Source organism: Pseudooceanicola sp. NS-SX8, from assembly GCF_057380755.1.
On sequence record NZ_CM170819.1, the window covers coordinates 998,789 to 1,015,636 of the forward strand.

Here is a 16,848-nt window from a genome sequence, read left to right on the forward strand (position 1 = left end):
TGTGACCAGGACAGAAACCATCGCCACCGATGTGACGGAACGGCTGCGCAGCGATATCCTTCTGGGGGCGTTGCGCCCGGGGGAATGGCTGCGCCAGATCGATCTGCAGGATCGCTACGGCTGCACCCGTTCTGCCGCGCGAACTGCGCTTGCGACCCTGGCGGCAGGGCAGGTGGTCGAACATGTGCCGAACCGCGGATTCCGCGTCGTCCAGCCCTCGGTCGAGATCCGGGAAGAGATCACGGATGTTCGCCTGATGCTTGAATTGCCCGCAGCCGAAGGCATCGTCGAAAGCGCCACGGCGCAGGACGTCGCGGCGATCGAGGCCGCGGCGCAGGCTTTCGAAGATGGGGTGGACCAGCTGGGGTATCAGCAGATGCGACGCCTCAACCATGACTTCCACCGCGTACTGATCGCCCCGCTGCGCAATGCGACCCTGACGGGACTGATCAATGACCTGCGGGAAAGGGATCTTCCCGGAGACTGGTCAAGCTGGTCCGTGGCGGCGAACATCCGGCGGTCCAGCCAGGATCACCTGGAGATGGCCGCAGCGGTCAGGGCCCGGGACGTCACGCGGCTGCAGGCGCTGATCCGCCAGCATCTGACAGGCTGGAAAAGCGGACAGAGCTGAGGGGCGAGGCTTTCTGATGCCGGTCTTGGGGGGGGCGAGTGTTGCCGCTCAGCCCCCTCTCAGCATGGCTTCGAACCGCATCCAGGCTGACACCGCGAATGCGCCCCGAGCGGCATCAGCGACTACATGGTGGGCGGCCCCTGCACAGAGCGCTGCACGAAACCCTGCGCGTCCTGGCCCCCTTGGGGCAGCTCACCTGCTCCCTGTGTTTCACGACGCTGGCGCGGCGCTTGAAGATCGGTTCGATTCGTCCGTTCATCACATCCCAGCGGTGCGGAATCTGCTCGATTATCCAGCACGCCGCCAGAAGGATGAGGATGTCGAGAAGCGCGTAGGGGAGGACGCCCTACGACAAGCTTCCGGAGTACCTTTCGCAAGACAAGGAAATTGACCGTATAGGTCGGGCGAGGACGGGGATCGTTCTTTCCCGATCCACGCCGGAACTCGCCATTGCAGGGCGCTTGCCGAGGCGCTGCGCCCCGTTGAGACGGGTCCCGGGGCAGTCTGACAGCTTGCTTCGGCACTGGGGGCGTGATTGGCCCGCAGAGGCAGCGGACATCGCTGCAAGGCCCCGCTGGCAGAGGCCGGAAGGGCAACCTGACGTGCCAAGATCCCGGGCCGGAGAGGCCCGATTTCAAACAGGTTTCATGATCTTCAGAGAGAAGTGGCTGGGGTGGTAGGATTCGAACCTACGGTACGCGGTACCAAAAACCGTTGCCTTACCACTTGGCTACACCCCAACGGTGACGCGCTAACTAATTAAAGCCGCGCCGGTGTTCAACCCCTATTTGGAAGAAAGATCACCGGTTTTTCACGAACGGCCCGGGCGGTATCTGACGGGCTCAATAAACCTTGGGAAAACGGGCCCTTGCAAGCGGCCCAGAGGGGCCTTGGTTGGGCCGTGATCGGGGCAGATCGGGAGGGCGAGCCAGGGGCGTCGGCCCCGCCGGGGGCAGGGCTGGCGCGAGTCAGTCGCGGATTTCGTCGGGGAAGACACCCCAGATCGCCGACTTCGGCGCCCAGCCCTTGAAGCCGTTCACCGACAGGCGGCACCAGTCGGTGTCGCAGCGGCCCAGGTCCGCGATCACGCCCTGTTCCAGCTGGGCAACCACGCGGGCATCTTCGGAAGGCTGGAAACGCAGGGGAAGCATGTCCTGCTCGACTAGGACGGTGCGGTTGCCCGAGATCATCACGTAGTGAACCCAGCCGCCAACCCCGTCGTGATCGCGAATCTGTCGCCAGTGGCCGTATTCCGCCACGACTTCCACCGGCATGTCGCGGCGCAGGAATTCCCAGTCGATTCGATGGGTCTTCGACGGCCCGCGCCGGATGTTCACCCGGTCGGATTTCATCGAGACGAAGCGGGGGAGCGGCAGGCCGGTGACCGGGCCGGTCCTGTGACTGGTCAGGGTGGTCGCAACGTCATCCACGGGCAGGGCCCCGGGGGCGGGGGACTGCGCCGCGGCGACCTGCGTGCCTTCGGAGCTGCCTGCGGGCGCGGGCGCTTCGGCCCGGGCCAGGTCGTCGGAGCCTTCGAACCCGGGGGTTTCCGCTGCTGCGAGAATACCTGCGATCCCGAAGAGCGAGATCGACAGCGCAAGGATGCGCATGCGCGACTTGGTCATCGTGCCGTCCGTTTCTGCTACTGCCTCGTGCGGGGTTGTTCTTGTACCCTCGCGTTGTTTGCGCCACTTTGCCCCCGAAACGCCGGATTGGGAAGACGGAGGAGCCTGCCAATGCCATCTCGCCGCCTGAGTGTTGTCGTGACGCGACGCCTGCCGGACCGGGTAGAGGCCCGGCTGGGCGAGTTGTTCGATACCCGCTTCGGTCCCGCCGACCGGCCCATGACCCGCGAAGAGCTGGCCCAGGCCATGCGGGAGGCCGACGTCCTGGTGCCCAACCTGCGCGACCGGATCGATCAGTCCCTGCTGAGCCAGGCCGGGGACCAGCTGCGGCTGATCGCGAACTTCGGCGCGGGTGTCGATCACATTGACGTGGCCACCGCCCGCCAGCGCGGCATCCTGGTGTCCAACACGCCCGACGTGGTGACCGAAGACACCGCGGACATGGCCATGGCCCTGATCCTGGCCCTGCTGCGGCGCCTGCCTGAAGGCCTGGCGCAGATGCAGCGCGACGACTGGGAGGGCTGGAGCCCGGAGGCCTTGCTGGGCGCGCGCATCGCGGGCAAGCGCATCGGCATCCTGGGCATGGGGCGCATCGGCCAGGCCGTGGCCCGGCGGGCCAACGCCTTTGGAATGCAGGTACATTACCACAATCGCCGCCGCCTGCGCGAAGAGGTGGAGGGCGAGCTGAAGGCCCGCTACTGGGAGAGCCTGGACCAGATGGTCGCGCGGATGGACGTGATCAGCGTCAACTGCCCGCACACGCCCTCCACCTTCCACCTGATGAACGCCCGGCGGCTGAAGCTGATGAAGCCCGAGGCGGTGATCGTGAACACCTCGCGGGGCGAGGTGATCGACCAGAACGCCCTGACCCGGATGCTGCGCGCGGGCGAGATCGCGGGCGCGGGTCTCGATGTCTTCAACTTCGAAAGCGACGGCAATCCGCGCCTGAGGGAGCTGCCCAACGTGGTGCTGCTGCCGCACATGGGATCGGCCACGAAGGAAGGCCGGATCGAGATGGGTGAGAAAGTCCTGATCAATATCAAGACCTTCGCGGATGGGCACCGGCCGCCGGACCTTGTCCTGCCGGCGATGACCTGAACGCGATGCGATCCGCCCGCAACTCCCTTTTGTCGGTGGTGCTGGCCTTGCTCTGCCTCGGCCTGGCGGCGGTGCCGCAGCATAACCCGATGATCCGCAAGGCCGAGGCCTACCAGGGGGAAATCGCCGTCGCCTCCGGCGCGACCTACATTTCGCTGCGGGCGATCAATGCCTTCCTGTCGGCCGCGCAGGAGGTGCAGGTGGGCGGGTCGCTGGTGGTCGAGGGATCGGTGCAGCCGCTGAAATGGCTGGAGCCGGTGGACGACACGGTGGAGCGGGTGTCTGCCGCGATCTTTGCCGTGGCGGTTCTGACCGGGGTTCTGAAAATCTCTTTGGCGCCCGTGGCTTCGGTGGGGTTCGCCCTGCTGGCGCTGGCGCTTCTGACCCGGGGCGGCTGCGAGGCCGCGACCGGCTGGCACCGCGCGCCGGAGGCGCTGCGGCGGCTGGGCGGGGTCTGTGGCGGGCTGGGTTTCGCCTTTGCCATCGGGCTGCCGCTGGCCTTCGTCGGCGGCGTCTGGGGCGGAGACATGCTGACGGCCGATGCCGCGCGGGAGGCCAATGCGACGCTGGACATGATCGCGGCGGAGGCGCGCAAGCTGGTGGCGCTGGACGACCAGTCCTGGCGCGAAAGCTGGGAGGCCTACCGCGGCGCCGCGCGCTTCTTCTGGGACAATGCGGATGACCTGCTGACCGCCTCGCTGAGCCTCGTGGGGGTCTTCCTGCTGCGCATGGTGGTGCTGCCGATGGTGCTGCTGCTGGCGCTCTGGGCGGCGGCGCGGCGCGTGGTGGCGGGCTGAGGAACGGCTGGGGGACCGGCCTTGGGCCGGTGCCTCCGGCGGGGATATTTATCAACCAGAAAATGCAGCGTGCGGTGGCCTGAAAGGGGCGCCGTTCACAGCACGTGGTTGTTTGGCGAAGGGGCTGAAAAGGCGCGATTTTAACGTCGGTATTATGTCGGTATCGCGTCGGTATTGCGGGGGTGCGTTTTGGGCGGAGGGGGAGCGGCGCCTTTCCCCCGGTCCTGCGCGTATTCGGGCCCAGCGAATGGGAGGCGATACGGGGTCGGGCGGCGTTCGCCCGGTCGGACCCCGCCCCGCTCTTTCACTGGGCCGAAAATACTCCGGGGGAGCCGCAGGCGGGGGCGGAGCCCCCTTTCGTCGTCCCAGGTCCCTCCGCCGTGTCCCGTAGGGTGGATGCCAATCCACCTTCCGCAGGGGGCGGAGTGTGGGGGCAAGGCGGGGTCCGGAAGGCGGGGTGAACCCCGCCCTACGAGGTGCGGTGCGTAGGGCGGGGTTCGACCCCGCCGCGAGGGATGGTGCGTAGGGCGGGGTTCACCCCGCCGTCCCCGGATCAGCGCGTCGCGCCGGGGACCCAGAGCACATCCGCCTTGCCGCCGTCATTGGCGATGCGGGAGGCGACGAAGAACCAGTCCGACAGTCGGTTGAGGTATTTCACCGCCTCCGGGTTGCAGCCCTCTTCGGACATCAGCGCCACGGCCAGCCGTTCTGCACGGCGGCAGGTGGTGCGGCACAGATGCAGGTTCGCCGCCAGCGCCGAGCCGCCGGGCAGGACGAAGCTGCGCAGCGGCTGCAGGTCGGCGTTCATCACGTCGATCTCTGCCTCCAGCCGTTCCACCTGGGAGGCGATGATGCGCAGGGGCGTGTAGGGGGCTTCGTCGTCGCGGTCCATGTTCGGGCGGGCAAGGTCGGCGCCGAGGTCGAAGAGGTCGTTCTGGATGCGGGCCAGGGCCGCGTCCATCTCCCCTTCGGCATGCAGCCGGGCGAGGCCTGCGGCGGCATTGGTTTCATCCGAGGTGCCGTAGGCTTCCACCCTCAGGGAGGGTTTGGGCACCCGGGTGCCATCGCCGAGCGCGGTGGTGCCGGCGTCGCCGGTGCGGGTGTAGATCTTCGACAGTACGACCATGTGGTCAGCCCTTTCCACGTATCAGGACGAAGGCGAGAATCAGCAGCACCGCGATGAACTGTGCCGCGATCCGCCATCGCATCAGCTTGTTGGAGGTCTTGGGGTCGCCGCTTCTGGCGAAGTTGCCGATGCCCATCAGCAGGATGACGGCCACGATCAGCACCGCACCCGCGGCGACGAGGAATAGGGGGTCCTTGCCCATGTGTTCTCTCCTCCTCCGGTTTGCCCTTCCTCCGGTCCTGTCCTGTCTAAGCCGGGGCTGCCGTGAAAGCGACCGGAAAGAGGGATCAGGCGTTGCGCACCATGCGGTCGATGGCGCGGGCGGGCAGCAGGCGGCGCATGGTGGCGGCGATGTAGGTGGGGGTGGTGACCATGTAGCGCGCCCTGGGCCTTGGGTCTTCGAGCGCGCGGATCAGCTTGGCGGTGCAGGCGGCGGGTTCCAGTTCGAAGCGGGCCTTGCCCTGATACTTAGGCCCGCGCTTGTAGAGCATGTCCAGCAGGCCCGCGCGGTAGTCGTCCGCGCGGTCGGAGGATTCCCAGTCGACCCAGCGTTCGAAGGCGCGGATGGCGTTCTTGCGGAAGTCGGTGCGGATCGGCCCCGGTTCCAGCAGGATCGGGTGGATGCCGGAGCCCGCGAGTTCCAGCCGGAGGGTATCGGTCAGCCCTTCCATGGCGAACTTGGAGGCGTTGTAGGCGCCGCGCCAGGGGGCCGCGACGAGCCCCAGCACCGAGGAGCACATGACGATGCGCCCGCCGCCCTGGCGCCGCATCACCGGGATGACCAGCCGGTTGAGCGCATGGGGGCCGAGGAAGTTGACCTCGAACAGGGCGCGCATGGCATCGCGGGAGATGTCCTCGGTCGGGCCGGGGATGGCGAAGGCGCCGTTGTTGAAGACCGCGTCTAGGGTGCCGCCGGTTTCGGAGAGGACCTGTGCCAGGGCGGATTCGATGCTGTCCTGGTCGGCGTAGTCGAGGTGGAGGGTGCGCAGGCCCTGTGCCTCCAGCGCGGGGATGTCGGCGGGGTTGCGGACGGAGGCGAAGACGCGCCAGCCGCGGGCGTGCAGGCCGAGGGCCGCGTCGCGGCCGATGCCGGAGGAACAGCCGGTGATGAGGATGGAGCGGGGGGCGGAGGAGGAGGCGCGGTCTGTCATGGTCAAGCTATGACGTGGCGGCGCCGGGCGGGCAAGGGTGGGGGAGGGGTGCGCTTGGGACGTGCGGTGGGGGCGGCGGTGGGGGAGGGGGCAGAGGCGGGGTGAACCCCGCCCTACGGATCGGGCCATGGGGGGCGCGCGTTTGGGTGGGGCGCTTTGGGACGGCGGGGGACGGCGGGGTGAACCCCGCCCTACGGTCTGCCGGTGGGGGGAGGTGGAGGAAGGCGGGGTGAACCCCGCCCTACGCCTCGCCCGACGGTTCGCCCAAGGGGGGGGGGAGGGTCAGTTGGCGCTGACGAGGCTGGCGGCCATCCAGCCGGTCGTGCCGTCGCCGGGCACCGTGAGCTTCAGCCAGCCGGCGCTTTCCTCCGTCACTTCGACCTTGGTGCCGCGCGGCAGGGTTTCGACCACGGCGTGGGAGGTGCCGGGACCCTGGCGCAGGTTGACCCAGTCGCCTGCGACCTGGCGCAGGTCGGTTGCCTCGGGCGTGGCGGCGGCGGCGACATCGGGGATGGTGCCCCGGATCACGGCGCGGGTTTCCATGTCATCCAGGGCCGCGGCCGAGGTCGCGGCGGGCAGCATGCCGCGCGTCGCGGTAGAGGCGGTCGCGCTGTCCTGCGGCACCTCCGGCGTATAGGACGCATCGCTGACGGTGGCATAGTGCAGCCCGTCCAGCACCGGGTCGAGGCCCGCGTCGTTCATGCCCGCGGCCGAGGCCAGTTGCACGCCCTTGGTGGAGGGCCGGATCGTGTCGTCGGGGTGGTCGGCGGCCATAGCGGGGGAAGCGATGCCGAAGCCGCCCATCCGGGCCTGGGCCAGGAAGACTCCATGTTCGGGTGCGGTGCCGCGGGAGCGGTCATAGGCGGACGGCGCGTTGATGGCGTAGGAGGGCACTTCGCGCTGCCAGGGTTCGAAATCGGTGCCGCCGCTCTGCTGGTAGAAGACAGCGGCGAGAAGAAGGGTGGTAACAGTCATGAATCGGTACATCTGAAAGCTCCCTGCGGGCGAATTTTCGCGCGTCTTCGGCGGCCCGATGAGCCGGTTCCTGCCGTGACGCCATGTTACCCAGACAACCGGCGAAAGCGGATCCGGTTCCCGGAATTGCGACTTTCGTATCGCGCCGGGGGCCGCTGTGGCCTGCAGGCCGCAGGCGGCGCTTTACCGTGGCACGGGCTGCGGCTATCACCTCGTCCATGAGTGACACGCCCGAAGATTCCGAGACCGGCGCCCCCGGGGGCCCCGGTGCCATGCTGGCAGAGCCGCTGCGCCGCGCGATCGGCGAGCGCTACCTGACCTATGCGCTTTCGACTATCATGCACCGGGCGCTGCCCGATGCCCGGGACGGGTTGAAACCCGTCCACCGCCGCATCCTTTACGCCATGCGCGAACTGCGCCTGTCGCCGACCTCCCGTTTCCGGAAATCCTCCAAGATCTCCGGTGACGTGATGGGCAACTACCACCCCCACGGCGATACCGCGATCTATGACGCGATGGCCCGCCTGGCGCAGGATTTCAACGTCCGCTACCCGCTGGTCGACGGCCAGGGCAACTTCGGCAACATCGACGGCGACAACCCTGCTGCCAGCCGCTACACCGAGGCCCGCCTGACCGCCGTTGCGGAGGCGATGATGGAAGGGCTGACCGAGGATGCGGTCGACTTCCGCGACAACTACGACGGCACCCTGCAGGAACCCGTGGTGCTGCCCGCGGCCTTCCCCAACCTGCTGGCCAATGGCTCCAGCGGGATCGCGGTGGGCATGGCCACGAACATCCCGCCGCATAACATCGTCGAGCTGTGCAATGCCTGTCTGCACCTGATCAAGGCGCCCAATGCCGACGACGACACCCTGCTGAAATACGTGCCGGGCCCGGATTTCCCCACCGGCGGCGTGCTGGTGGAAAGCCCGGAGAACATCGCCCGCGCCTACCGCACCGGACGCGGCAGTTTCCGCCTGCGGGCGCGCTGGGCGGTGGAGGACCTGGGCCGGGGCCAGTGGCAGATCGTCGTTACCGAGATCCCCTACCAGGTGCAGAAATCCAAGCTGGTCGAACGGGTCGCGGAGCTGATCCAGACCAAGAAGATCCCGATCCTGGCCGACATCCGCGACGAAAGCGCCGAGGATGTCCGCATGGTGCTGGAACCCCGGTCGAAGAATGTCGATCCCGAGCTGCTGATGGGCATGCTGTTCCGCAACTCCGACCTGGAGATCCGGTTCAGCCTGAACATGAACGTGCTGATCGACGGGCTGACGCCCAAGGTCTGTTCGCTGAAGGAGGTGCTGCGCGCCTTCCTCGATCACCGGCGCGAGGTGCTGGAACGGCGGTCGAACCACCGGCTGGCGAAGATCGAACACCGGCTGGAGGTGCTGGAAGGCCTGGTCATTGCCTTCCTCAACCTCGACCGGGTGATCGACATCATCCGCTACGACGAGGATCCCAAGGCCGCCCTGATGGCCGAGGAATGGGGTAAAAAGCGCGGCCGCTGCCGGGACGAGAAGGACTATGTTTCCCCGATCGGCCAGGGCGATACCGGCGAACTGACCGAGGTGCAGGCCGAGGCCATCCTGAACATGCGCCTGCGCAGCTTGCGGCGCCTGGAGGAGATGGAGCTGCTGCGCGAGCGTGACGCGCTGATGGCGGAACGGGCCGAGCTGGAAGACCTGCTGGCGACCCCCGACCTGCAGTGGACCCGCATCGCCGAGCAGCTGCGCGAGACGCGCAAGACCTTCGGCAAGGACTACGAGCGTGGCGACCGCCTGACCCTGATCGAGGCCGCGGCCGAGGTCGAGGAAGTGCCGCTGGAAGCCATGATCGAGCGTGAGCCGATCACCGTGGTCTGTTCCAAGATGGGCTGGATCCGGGCGATGAAGGGTCACATCGACCTGTCGGCCCAGGACAAGCTGAAGTTCAAGGACGGCGACGAGGGCCGCTTTGCCTTCCACGCCGAGACGACGGACAAGTTGCTGATCTTCGGCACCAACGGGCGGTTCTACACCCTGATGGCGTCGAACCTGCCCGGCGGGCGCGGCATGGGCGAGCCGGTGCGGCTGATGGTGGATCTGCCCAACGAGGCGGAGATCATCGCGATGCGCATCCACCGCCCGGGCGAGCGGCTGATCGTCGCCTCGACCGCGGGCGATGGTTTCATCGTGCCCGAGGACGACGTGCTGGCCCAGACCCGCAGCGGCAAGCAGGTTCTCAACGTCAAGGACGCGGTGAAGGCCCTGCTGGTGAAGCCGGTGACGGGCGATCACGTGGCCGTGGTGGGCGAGAACCGCAAGGTGCTGATCTTCCCGCTGGAAGAGCTGCCCGAGATGGGCCGTGGCAAGGGCGTGCGCCTGCAGAAGTACAAGGACGGCGGGTTGTCGGACCTGACGACGCTGGTGCTGGAGATGGGCCTGTCGTGGCACGATCCGGCGGGGCGGACGCGCACCGAGACGGAGCTGGGCGAATGGCTGGGCAAGCGCGCCGGCACCGGCCGCATGGCCCCGCGCGGCTTCCCCCGGGACAACACGTTCACCTGACCAGCGGCGGGGTCAGGGACAGGACCCGCGACATGCGACACCCTTCCGGTTTCCCGGGAGGGTGTTTTTGTTTGGGGGGCGGGGTGATGTTGGCGTTGGGGCGGATGTTGGCGCTGGCAGCTGTTCGGGGTGTTGGCTGGGGGCTGGCCTTGGGATGTCGGAACCGGTTGTTGGGGCAGGGTATCGGCCTGCGGCCGATGCCTCCGGCGGGGATATTTGGGAGCCAGAAAATGGGAAGGGGGCGTGGTGGAAGGCCGGGGGGTGCCGCTTGGTGTCGGGGGAGGGGCATTGGTTTGGATGGGTAACGGTGGATTGGCATCCACCCTACGGGCGCTGGCCCGGCGTAGGGTGGATGCCAATCCACCGCCCGGGGTGACCCCGCCGGGAGCGGGCGGCCGGTCGGGCATCTGTGATCGCCGGCTCCGGGGGCGCTCTGTGCCTGCTTCGGGAGTGGGGCTGACCTGATTGAAGCTTGCGTGAATTGAAACGTGGGGGCAATCGGGCTAGATCCGGGGGAACTGCATAAGACAAGGGGGGCCAAGGGAGGCCATGTTCCGCATTTCCGCCGCCGGGGGCATTTCGTCCCGACGTCTCGCCCCGGCCTTCCTGGCCGCAGCGCTGCTGCTGTCGGCCTGTACCAATCCCGACGACTTCGACGAGCCGCTGCCGGACCTGGGCGACTTCCGCCTGGGTCACAATGTCGTGGTTGCCTCCAAGATGAAGCGCGTGCCGATCTCCCGCGAGGCGACGGAGGAGGAATGGGTCTCGGTGATGAAGGCCGCCGTCCAGGAACGCTTCGGGCGTTACCAGGGCGACAAGCTCTATCACATCGGGATCTCCATCGAGGGTTACATGCTGGCGCCGCCGGGCATCCCGCTGGTCGCCTCGCCCAAGTCGGGGCTGATCATCAACGTCACGATCTGGGACGACGCGGCGGGGGGCAAGATCAACGACAAGCCCAAGCAGTTCACGGTGCTGGAAAGCTTCTCCTCCGACACGGTGGTGGGGTCGGGTCTGACCCAGACCAAGGAAGAGCAGATGACCAACCTGGCGCGCAATGCCGCCAAGCTGGTGGAAGACTGGCTGCTTGAGAATCGCGTGTGGTTCGGTGAGGCGCCGGGGCCGGGATCGGCCGCCGGGATCGCCGCGGGGATCCCGCTGCCGGAGCCCGAGGCCACCACCACGACGACATCTGCGACGACCACCTCTGCGACCAGCTCTTCGGGCAGCAGCGGATCCACGGCGGAGGAAACGGACGGCACGACGCCCGATGCCGCCGCCGCAGCGGCCGCCGCGCTGCAGTAGGCGCGGGGGCTTTCCGCCTGCGTTGCCTGACTGCCTTGCCTGACGATGTGGCCGGCTGGGTCGTCTGCTAGAGGGGGCGCCCGTCATGGGGGACTGGCGTGGACAGGTGTCTGGCAAGGCTGTCAGGCATCCGGCGCGGGGTAGGATCCCCCGGGCAGGCCCGCGATCCGGTGCTGCGTTTGCCCTTTGCCGGGCCCCAAGATGGGCCCCAAGATGAGCCTCATGCCGGGCCTCATGATGGGGCCCGATCAGACGCAGATCCGCCGCCCGATCCGGCAGGCGGGGGGGCTGCTGCGCCACGCGCCCCGGGGGGTGTTCGCCGCGCCGGGGATCGGATGGGCCGGAGGAGGCGCCGCCGGTCGGCCGGACCCCGCCGCCACACCCTGCGATCACTGGGCGCGAAGACCCAACTGGCGCTTGATTTTCCCCCACAGACCCAATAAATCGCCGTCCGAGTGAAATCGGGCCAGCGGCCCCCCAGACACGAAGGCGCCTGACGATGGCAAAGGAAAAGTTTGAGCGCGGCAAACCGCACTGCAACATCGGCACGATCGGTCACGTTGACCACGGCAAGACGACGCTGACGGCGGCAATCACGAAGTACTTCGGTGACTTCCGTGCCTACGACCAGATCGACGGCGCGCCCGAAGAGAAGGCCCGCGGGATCACCATCTCCACCGCGCACGTGGAATACGAGACCGAGAACCGTCACTACGCGCACGTCGACTGCCCCGGCCACGCCGACTACGTGAAGAACATGATCACCGGTGCCGCCCAGATGGACGGCGCGATCCTGGTGGTGAACGCCGCTGACGGCCCGATGCCGCAGACCCGCGAGCACATCCTGCTCGGCCGTCAGGTGGGTATCCCCGCCATGGTCGTCTTCCTGAACAAGGTCGACCAGGTCGACGACGAGGAGCTGCTGGAGCTCGTCGAGATGGAAGTTCGCGAACTGCTGTCCGAATACGACTTCCCGGGCGACGATATTCCGATCATCGCGGGTTCCGCGCTGGCGGCCATGGAAGGCCGTGACCCGGAAATCGGCGAGAACAAGATCCGCGAACTGATGGCGGCCGTGGATGAGTACATCCCGCAGCCGGCCCGTGCGGTTGACCAGCCCTTCCTGATGCCGATCGAAGACGTCTTCTCGATCTCCGGCCGCGGTACCGTTGTGACCGGCCGTGTCGAGCGTGGCGTCGTGAACGTCGGCGACGAACTGGAAATCGTCGGCATCAAGGACACGCAGAAGACCACCTGCACCGGTGTCGAAATGTTCCGCAAGCTGCTGGACCGCGGCGAAGCCGGCGACAACATCGGCGCCCTGCTGCGCGGCATCGACCGTGAAAAGGTCGAGCGCGGCCAGGTTCTCTGCAAGCCGGGTTCGGTGAAGCCGCACACCAAGTTCGAGTGCGAGGTCTACATCCTGACCAAGGAAGAAGGCGGCCGTCACACTCCGTTCTTCGCCAACTACCGTCCGCAGTTCTACTTCCGTACGACGGACGTCACCGGCACCGTGACCCTGCCCGAGGGCACCGAGATGGTCATGCCCGGCGACAACCTGAAGTTCGACGTTGAACTGATCGCGCCGATCGCGATGGAAGACGGCCTGCGCTTCGCCATCCGCGAAGGTGGCCGTACCGTCGGCTCCGGCGTCGTCTCCAAGGTCATCGCCTGATGACCGGCCAGGAGACGCCGGCAAGAGGTGTCTCCAAGGTCATCGCCTGATGATCTTTCGGGGTGGGTAAGCGCCCCGGAACGGAAAATTGAAACGGCGGTCCTTCGGGGCCGCCGTTTTCGTTTGCGGCAGGGCGGGGCGTATTCCGCCCACGTAGGGTGGATGACAATCCACCATGGGGGCCGCCGTCCACCATTGGGGCCACCATCGGGGCCACCATCCGCCCCCCCCCATCCGCCCCACCGCCGGCGCCCCGGACGGGGCTGGACCTTTCGCCCGGCGCGGCTACATTCGCCCCATGACAGCACCCGTGACCTTTGCCTATGCCCTGTCCGGCCCGCAGCGCGGCCAGGCCCTGACCGGGGACGCCGTGGCCGACACCCTGCGCGCCGAAACCCTGGGCTGGGCCCACCTGGACGCCGCCCATGCCGGCACCCGCGACTGGGTGGCCGAACGGCTGTCCTACCTCGACGACACGGTGATCGAGGCGCTGACCCAGCCGGAAACCCGCCCGCGCGCCACGCCCATCGGCGAGGGGCTGTTGCTGAACTTCCGCGCGCTGAACATGAACCCGAACCGCGACCGGGAGGACATGGCCTCCGTCCGGATCTGGGCCGACGGCCAGCGGGTGATCACCCTGTCGCGCCAGCGGGTGCGCACGCTGGAGATGATCGCGGCGGAGATCGAGCAGGGTCGGGGGCCGGAAACCGCGGGACAGTTCATCGCCCGGCTGGTGGACGGGCTGACCGACCGGCTGGAGCCCTTCGTGGCGGAGCTGGACGCCGAGGTCGATGCGCTGGAGCCGCAGGTGATTCAGCAGCCGGATCAGGCGATGCGCCGCCGCGTGGTGGAGCTGCGCCTGTCGGTGGTGGAGCTGCGCCGCCACATGCCGCCGCAGCGCGAGGCGATGCTGCGCCTGGCGCAGAGCCGGAGCCCGCTGTTGCAGGAGCATGACCTGCGCGAGGTGCAGGAGGCCTGCGACCGCCAGACCCGGATGACCGAGAACATCGACGAGCTGCGCGACAACCTCGGCGTGCTGCGCGACGAGCTGGCGGGTGCGCTGGACGAGCGGTTGAACCGGCACATGTACACCCTGTCGATCCTGTCGGCGGTCTTTCTGCCGCTGACCTTTTTCACCGGCCTGTTCGGGATCAACGTCGGGGGCATCCCGGGATCCGGCGCGCCCTTGGCCTTCTGGATCTTCAGTGCCGTGATGGTGCTGATCTTCCTGGCGCAGGGCCTGATCCTGCGGCGGCTGCGCTGGATGTAGCGGGGCGTGGGAGTTGCCGGGGAGGGGCCGGGGAAGGCGGGGAAGGCGGGGTGAACCCCGCCCTACGTTGGATCGCCTGGGGCATGGCGGGGTGAAATCCGCCCCGTAGGGTGGATGCCAATCCACCATTCCGGCGCCCACATGCCCCTCACCGCCGTCCGACACGACCCCCGCCGGATTACCTCCCCCCATTCCCGCCCCCAATTCCATCTCGGCGGTGCCTTTCCTCTCCCCTGTACGGGTGCGGACGGAAAACGCCCCGGCGGCGACATGATTTCGCGACAATTCCCTGCAAATGTCTGGTATTGGCCAGAGGCGGCTTTTGCCGTGCAAGAGCCTGTTCCCGTCCGGCAGATCCGCTGCCGGCCCCTTTGCAAGGACCGCTCGATGGCCCACCCCTACGAGGACCTGCCCGACACCGCCTACTGGAAGACGGGCGTGGCCGCGCTGAACCCGCTGCAGATCTCGGGCCTCTGGGCGCCGAAGTTCCGGGTCGACCCGCAGGGGCCGATCGTCACCGCCGGATCCTGCTTCGCGCAGCACATCGGCCGGGCCCTGTCGGCGCGGGGCTATCCCTGGCTGGATGCCGAACCCGCCCCGGGCTGGCTGTCGCCAGAGGATGCGCGGGCCTACAACTACGGCATCTTCTCCTTCCGGACCGGCAATATCTACACCGCCCGCACCCTGCTGCAGTGGCTGCGCCTGGCCTTCGGTGAGATGGCCGAGCCGGAGGAATGGTGGGAGGCGGGCGGCCGCATCTACGACCCGCTGCGCCCGGCGATCGAACCCGGCGGCTTCGAGGACGTGGCGGAGGCGCGCGCCTCGCGCCGGGCGGTGCTGGTGGCGATCCGCCGCGCGGTGGAGGAGGGCCGGCTGTTCGTCTTCACCCTGGGCCTGACGGAGAGCTGGTACAACGCCCGTACGGGGCTGGAATACGCGCTTTGCCCCGGCACGCTGGCCGGGGCCTTCGACCCGCAGATGCACCTGTTCCGCAACCACCGCCATGGCGATATCGCGGCGGACATGGAGGCGGTGCTGGCGCTGCTGCGCGCGCGCAATCCGGCGCTGAACGTGCTCCTGACGGTGAGCCCGGTGCCGCTGACCGCCACCGCCAGCGGCCGGCATGTGCTGACCGCCACGAGCTATTCCAAGTCGGTCCTGCGCGCCGTGGCGGGCGAGCTGGCGGAGGATCACGCCTTCGTCGACTACTTCCCCAGTTACGAGATCATCACCCACCCGGTCTTCCGCGGCATGTTCTATGCCCCCAACCAGAGATCCGTCGTGCCCGAGGGCGTGGAGGTGGTGATGTCGAAGTTCTTTGCCGACCAGGAGGCCGCCTTCGGCCCCGCGCGGATGCCGCGCCGGGGGCCGGATGCCGCCGCCCGGGCGGAGCGCGCGGCCGATGCCGCCGAAGAGGTCAAATGCGAGGAGGAGATGCTGAATGCCTTTGCCCGCTGAGCCTGCCCGGACGTCGGATGCCTCCCGAAACCCTGATCTGCAAAGCCCTGATCTGGGCCCTGATCTTTCCCGGCCCGCAGGAGCTGTGCCGCCCGAGGGCGCGTCCGGCGGGTTTGCCGATGGGATGCCCATGGGCGAAGGCGCCATGCCGTCAGGCAACGAGATCGGCAACGCAGTCGCCCCCGCCGCTGGAGCCGCTGCGCCGTCCGTTGCCTCACCTGAAATGCTGCCTGAAATGCCACCTGAGATCCCGGCCGAAATCCTGCCCCTTCCGTCGCTGTGCATCTTCGGGGACAGCCACATCGCCTCGGTCAAGCAGGCGCTGGACCGGGGGCTGCTGCCCCTTGTCACCCATCACCTGGAATTCTGGGGCGCCGAGGGCCCGGCCTTCCGCCAACTGGATTTCCGCAACAACGCGGTGATCGCGCCGAAGCGGGTGCAGCCCATCGTGGCGCGGATCAACGGCCTGGGGCGGGAGAAGCTGGACGGGGATGCCTTCGCGGCGATCCTGTTCTACGGCGCGCGCCTGCGCATGGCGAAGTTCCTGCCGCGCCAGGCGGCGCTGCTGGCGGAGGGCGGCTACCTCAGCCGTGCGGTGCGCCAGCGCGCGGCGCGCGGGTTCCTGGAGGCGGCCAAGCCTTACCGGATGGCGCGCAACTTTGCCCGGATGAACCCGGGGGTGCGGATCACCTTCGCCCCGGCGCCGCTGCTGACGCTGGGGGTGGGGCACCCGGGCTGGATCTGGCCCGGCTCCGACCGCATCGGCCCGGCGGAGCGCGCCGAGGTGCGCAGCTGGCTGGACGAAGAGGCGGCGCGCGACGGGATCACCCTGCTGCACCAGCCCGAAGAGACCATCGTGGCGGGCTGTTTCACCGACCCGGCCTGGGCGGGGGAGGAGGCGCGGCAGGCCGAGGACGGCGTGCACAAGAGCGCGGAGTTCGCGGCCCTGATGATCACCCGGTATCGGGACATGTTGGCGGGGCAGGGGGGCGGCCTGGGATAGGGTTCGGTCGGGGCCGGGAGGGGTGGTGGATTTCTTCCACCCTACGGGTTGGCGGCGCTTGCGGGGGAGGGGTGGTGGATTGCATCCACCCTACGGGCTGGCGGCGCTTGCGGGGGAGGGATGGTGGATTGCATCCACCCTACGGGCTGGCGGCGCTTGCGGGGGAAGGATGGTGGATTGCATCC

Annotated in this window: 14 protein-coding genes and 1 tRNA gene; 9 read left to right on the forward strand and 6 right to left on the reverse strand. The window is 68.1% G+C overall.

Translation table 11 applies throughout. From position 1 onward, the window contains the following. Position 1: 1 nt before the first annotated feature. Positions 2-631, forward strand: coding sequence for a GntR family transcriptional regulator (locus AC2IR1_RS04520; RefSeq protein ID WP_486475090.1), 630 nt, complete (start codon positions 2-4; stop codon positions 629-631). Between the two features lie 665 nt (positions 632-1,296). Here the strand turns inward: AC2IR1_RS04520 and AC2IR1_RS04525 are convergent. Both AC2IR1_RS04525 and AC2IR1_RS04530 read right to left on the reverse strand, forming a co-directional pair. After that, positions 1,297-1,371: transfer RNA gene (locus tag AC2IR1_RS04525), tRNA-Gln, on the reverse strand. 228 nt (positions 1,372-1,599) lie between these two features. Next, on the reverse strand, positions 1,600-2,256 hold the full coding sequence (locus tag AC2IR1_RS04530) for an SH3 domain-containing protein (protein WP_486475091.1): 657 nt from the start codon (positions 2,254-2,256) through the stop codon (positions 1,600-1,602). A 111-nt stretch (positions 2,257-2,367) separates the two neighbouring features. Here AC2IR1_RS04530 and AC2IR1_RS04535 point away from each other — a divergent pair, with 111 nt between their 5' ends. Both AC2IR1_RS04535 and AC2IR1_RS04540 read left to right on the forward strand, forming a co-directional pair. Then, positions 2,368-3,354, forward strand: a complete 987-nt coding sequence (locus AC2IR1_RS04535) for a 2-hydroxyacid dehydrogenase (RefSeq protein WP_486475092.1) — start codon at positions 2,368-2,370, stop codon at positions 3,352-3,354. A gap of 5 nt (positions 3,355-3,359) precedes the next feature. Then, positions 3,360-4,151: a hypothetical protein gene (locus tag AC2IR1_RS04540; RefSeq protein ID WP_486475093.1), complete on the forward strand. Its 792-nt coding sequence runs from the start codon at positions 3,360-3,362 to the stop codon at positions 4,149-4,151. Between the two features lie 553 nt (positions 4,152-4,704). Here AC2IR1_RS04540 and AC2IR1_RS04545 read toward each other — a convergent pair. From AC2IR1_RS04545 to AC2IR1_RS04560, 4 genes are all read right to left on the reverse strand, one after another. After that, a complete protein-coding gene (locus AC2IR1_RS04545) occupies positions 4,705-5,277 on the reverse strand; it encodes a cob(I)yrinic acid a,c-diamide adenosyltransferase (RefSeq protein WP_486475094.1) in 573 nt (190 codons plus the stop codon). 4 nt (positions 5,278-5,281) lie between these two features. Next, the gene (locus AC2IR1_RS04550) at positions 5,282-5,479 is read right to left on the reverse strand and encodes a twin transmembrane helix small protein (RefSeq protein WP_486475095.1); all 198 of its coding nucleotides are present in this window, start codon (positions 5,477-5,479) and stop codon (positions 5,282-5,284) included. Positions 5,480-5,564: 85 nt separating this feature from the next. After that, positions 5,565-6,428: an SDR family NAD(P)-dependent oxidoreductase gene (locus AC2IR1_RS04555; protein ID WP_486476373.1), complete on the reverse strand. Its 864-nt coding sequence runs from the start codon at positions 6,426-6,428 to the stop codon at positions 5,565-5,567. A gap of 282 nt (positions 6,429-6,710) precedes the next feature. After that, positions 6,711-7,403: an SH3 domain-containing protein gene (locus AC2IR1_RS04560; protein WP_486475096.1), complete on the reverse strand. Its 693-nt coding sequence runs from the start codon at positions 7,401-7,403 to the stop codon at positions 6,711-6,713. 218 nt (positions 7,404-7,621) lie between these two features. Between AC2IR1_RS04560 and AC2IR1_RS04565 the strand changes: the two genes are divergently transcribed. From AC2IR1_RS04565 to AC2IR1_RS04590, 6 genes are all read left to right on the forward strand, one after another. Next, the gene (locus tag AC2IR1_RS04565) at positions 7,622-9,952 is read left to right on the forward strand and encodes a DNA topoisomerase IV subunit A (RefSeq protein WP_486475097.1); all 2,331 of its coding nucleotides are present in this window, start codon (positions 7,622-7,624) and stop codon (positions 9,950-9,952) included. A gap of 549 nt (positions 9,953-10,501) precedes the next feature. After that, positions 10,502-11,257 carry a hypothetical protein gene (locus AC2IR1_RS04570; RefSeq protein WP_486475098.1) on the forward strand — a complete coding sequence of 252 codons (756 nt, stop codon included), beginning with the start codon at positions 10,502-10,504 and terminating at the stop codon, positions 11,255-11,257. Between the two features lie 499 nt (positions 11,258-11,756). Further along, a complete protein-coding gene (tuf, locus tag AC2IR1_RS04575) occupies positions 11,757-12,932 on the forward strand; it encodes an elongation factor Tu (protein ID WP_486475099.1) in 1,176 nt (391 codons plus the stop codon). A 298-nt stretch (positions 12,933-13,230) separates the two neighbouring features. Continuing rightward, positions 13,231-14,202, forward strand: coding sequence for a zinc transporter ZntB (locus AC2IR1_RS04580; RefSeq protein WP_486475100.1), 972 nt, complete (start codon positions 13,231-13,233; stop codon positions 14,200-14,202). A 387-nt stretch (positions 14,203-14,589) separates the two neighbouring features. Further along, entirely contained in the window at positions 14,590-15,660 is a 1,071-nt protein-coding gene (locus tag AC2IR1_RS04585) for a GSCFA domain-containing protein (RefSeq protein ID WP_486475101.1), read from the forward strand. Positions 15,661-15,895: 235 nt separating this feature from the next. Further along, entirely contained in the window at positions 15,896-16,663 is a 768-nt protein-coding gene (locus AC2IR1_RS04590; protein WP_486475102.1) for a hypothetical protein, read from the forward strand. The last annotated feature ends 185 nt before the right edge of the window (positions 16,664-16,848 follow it).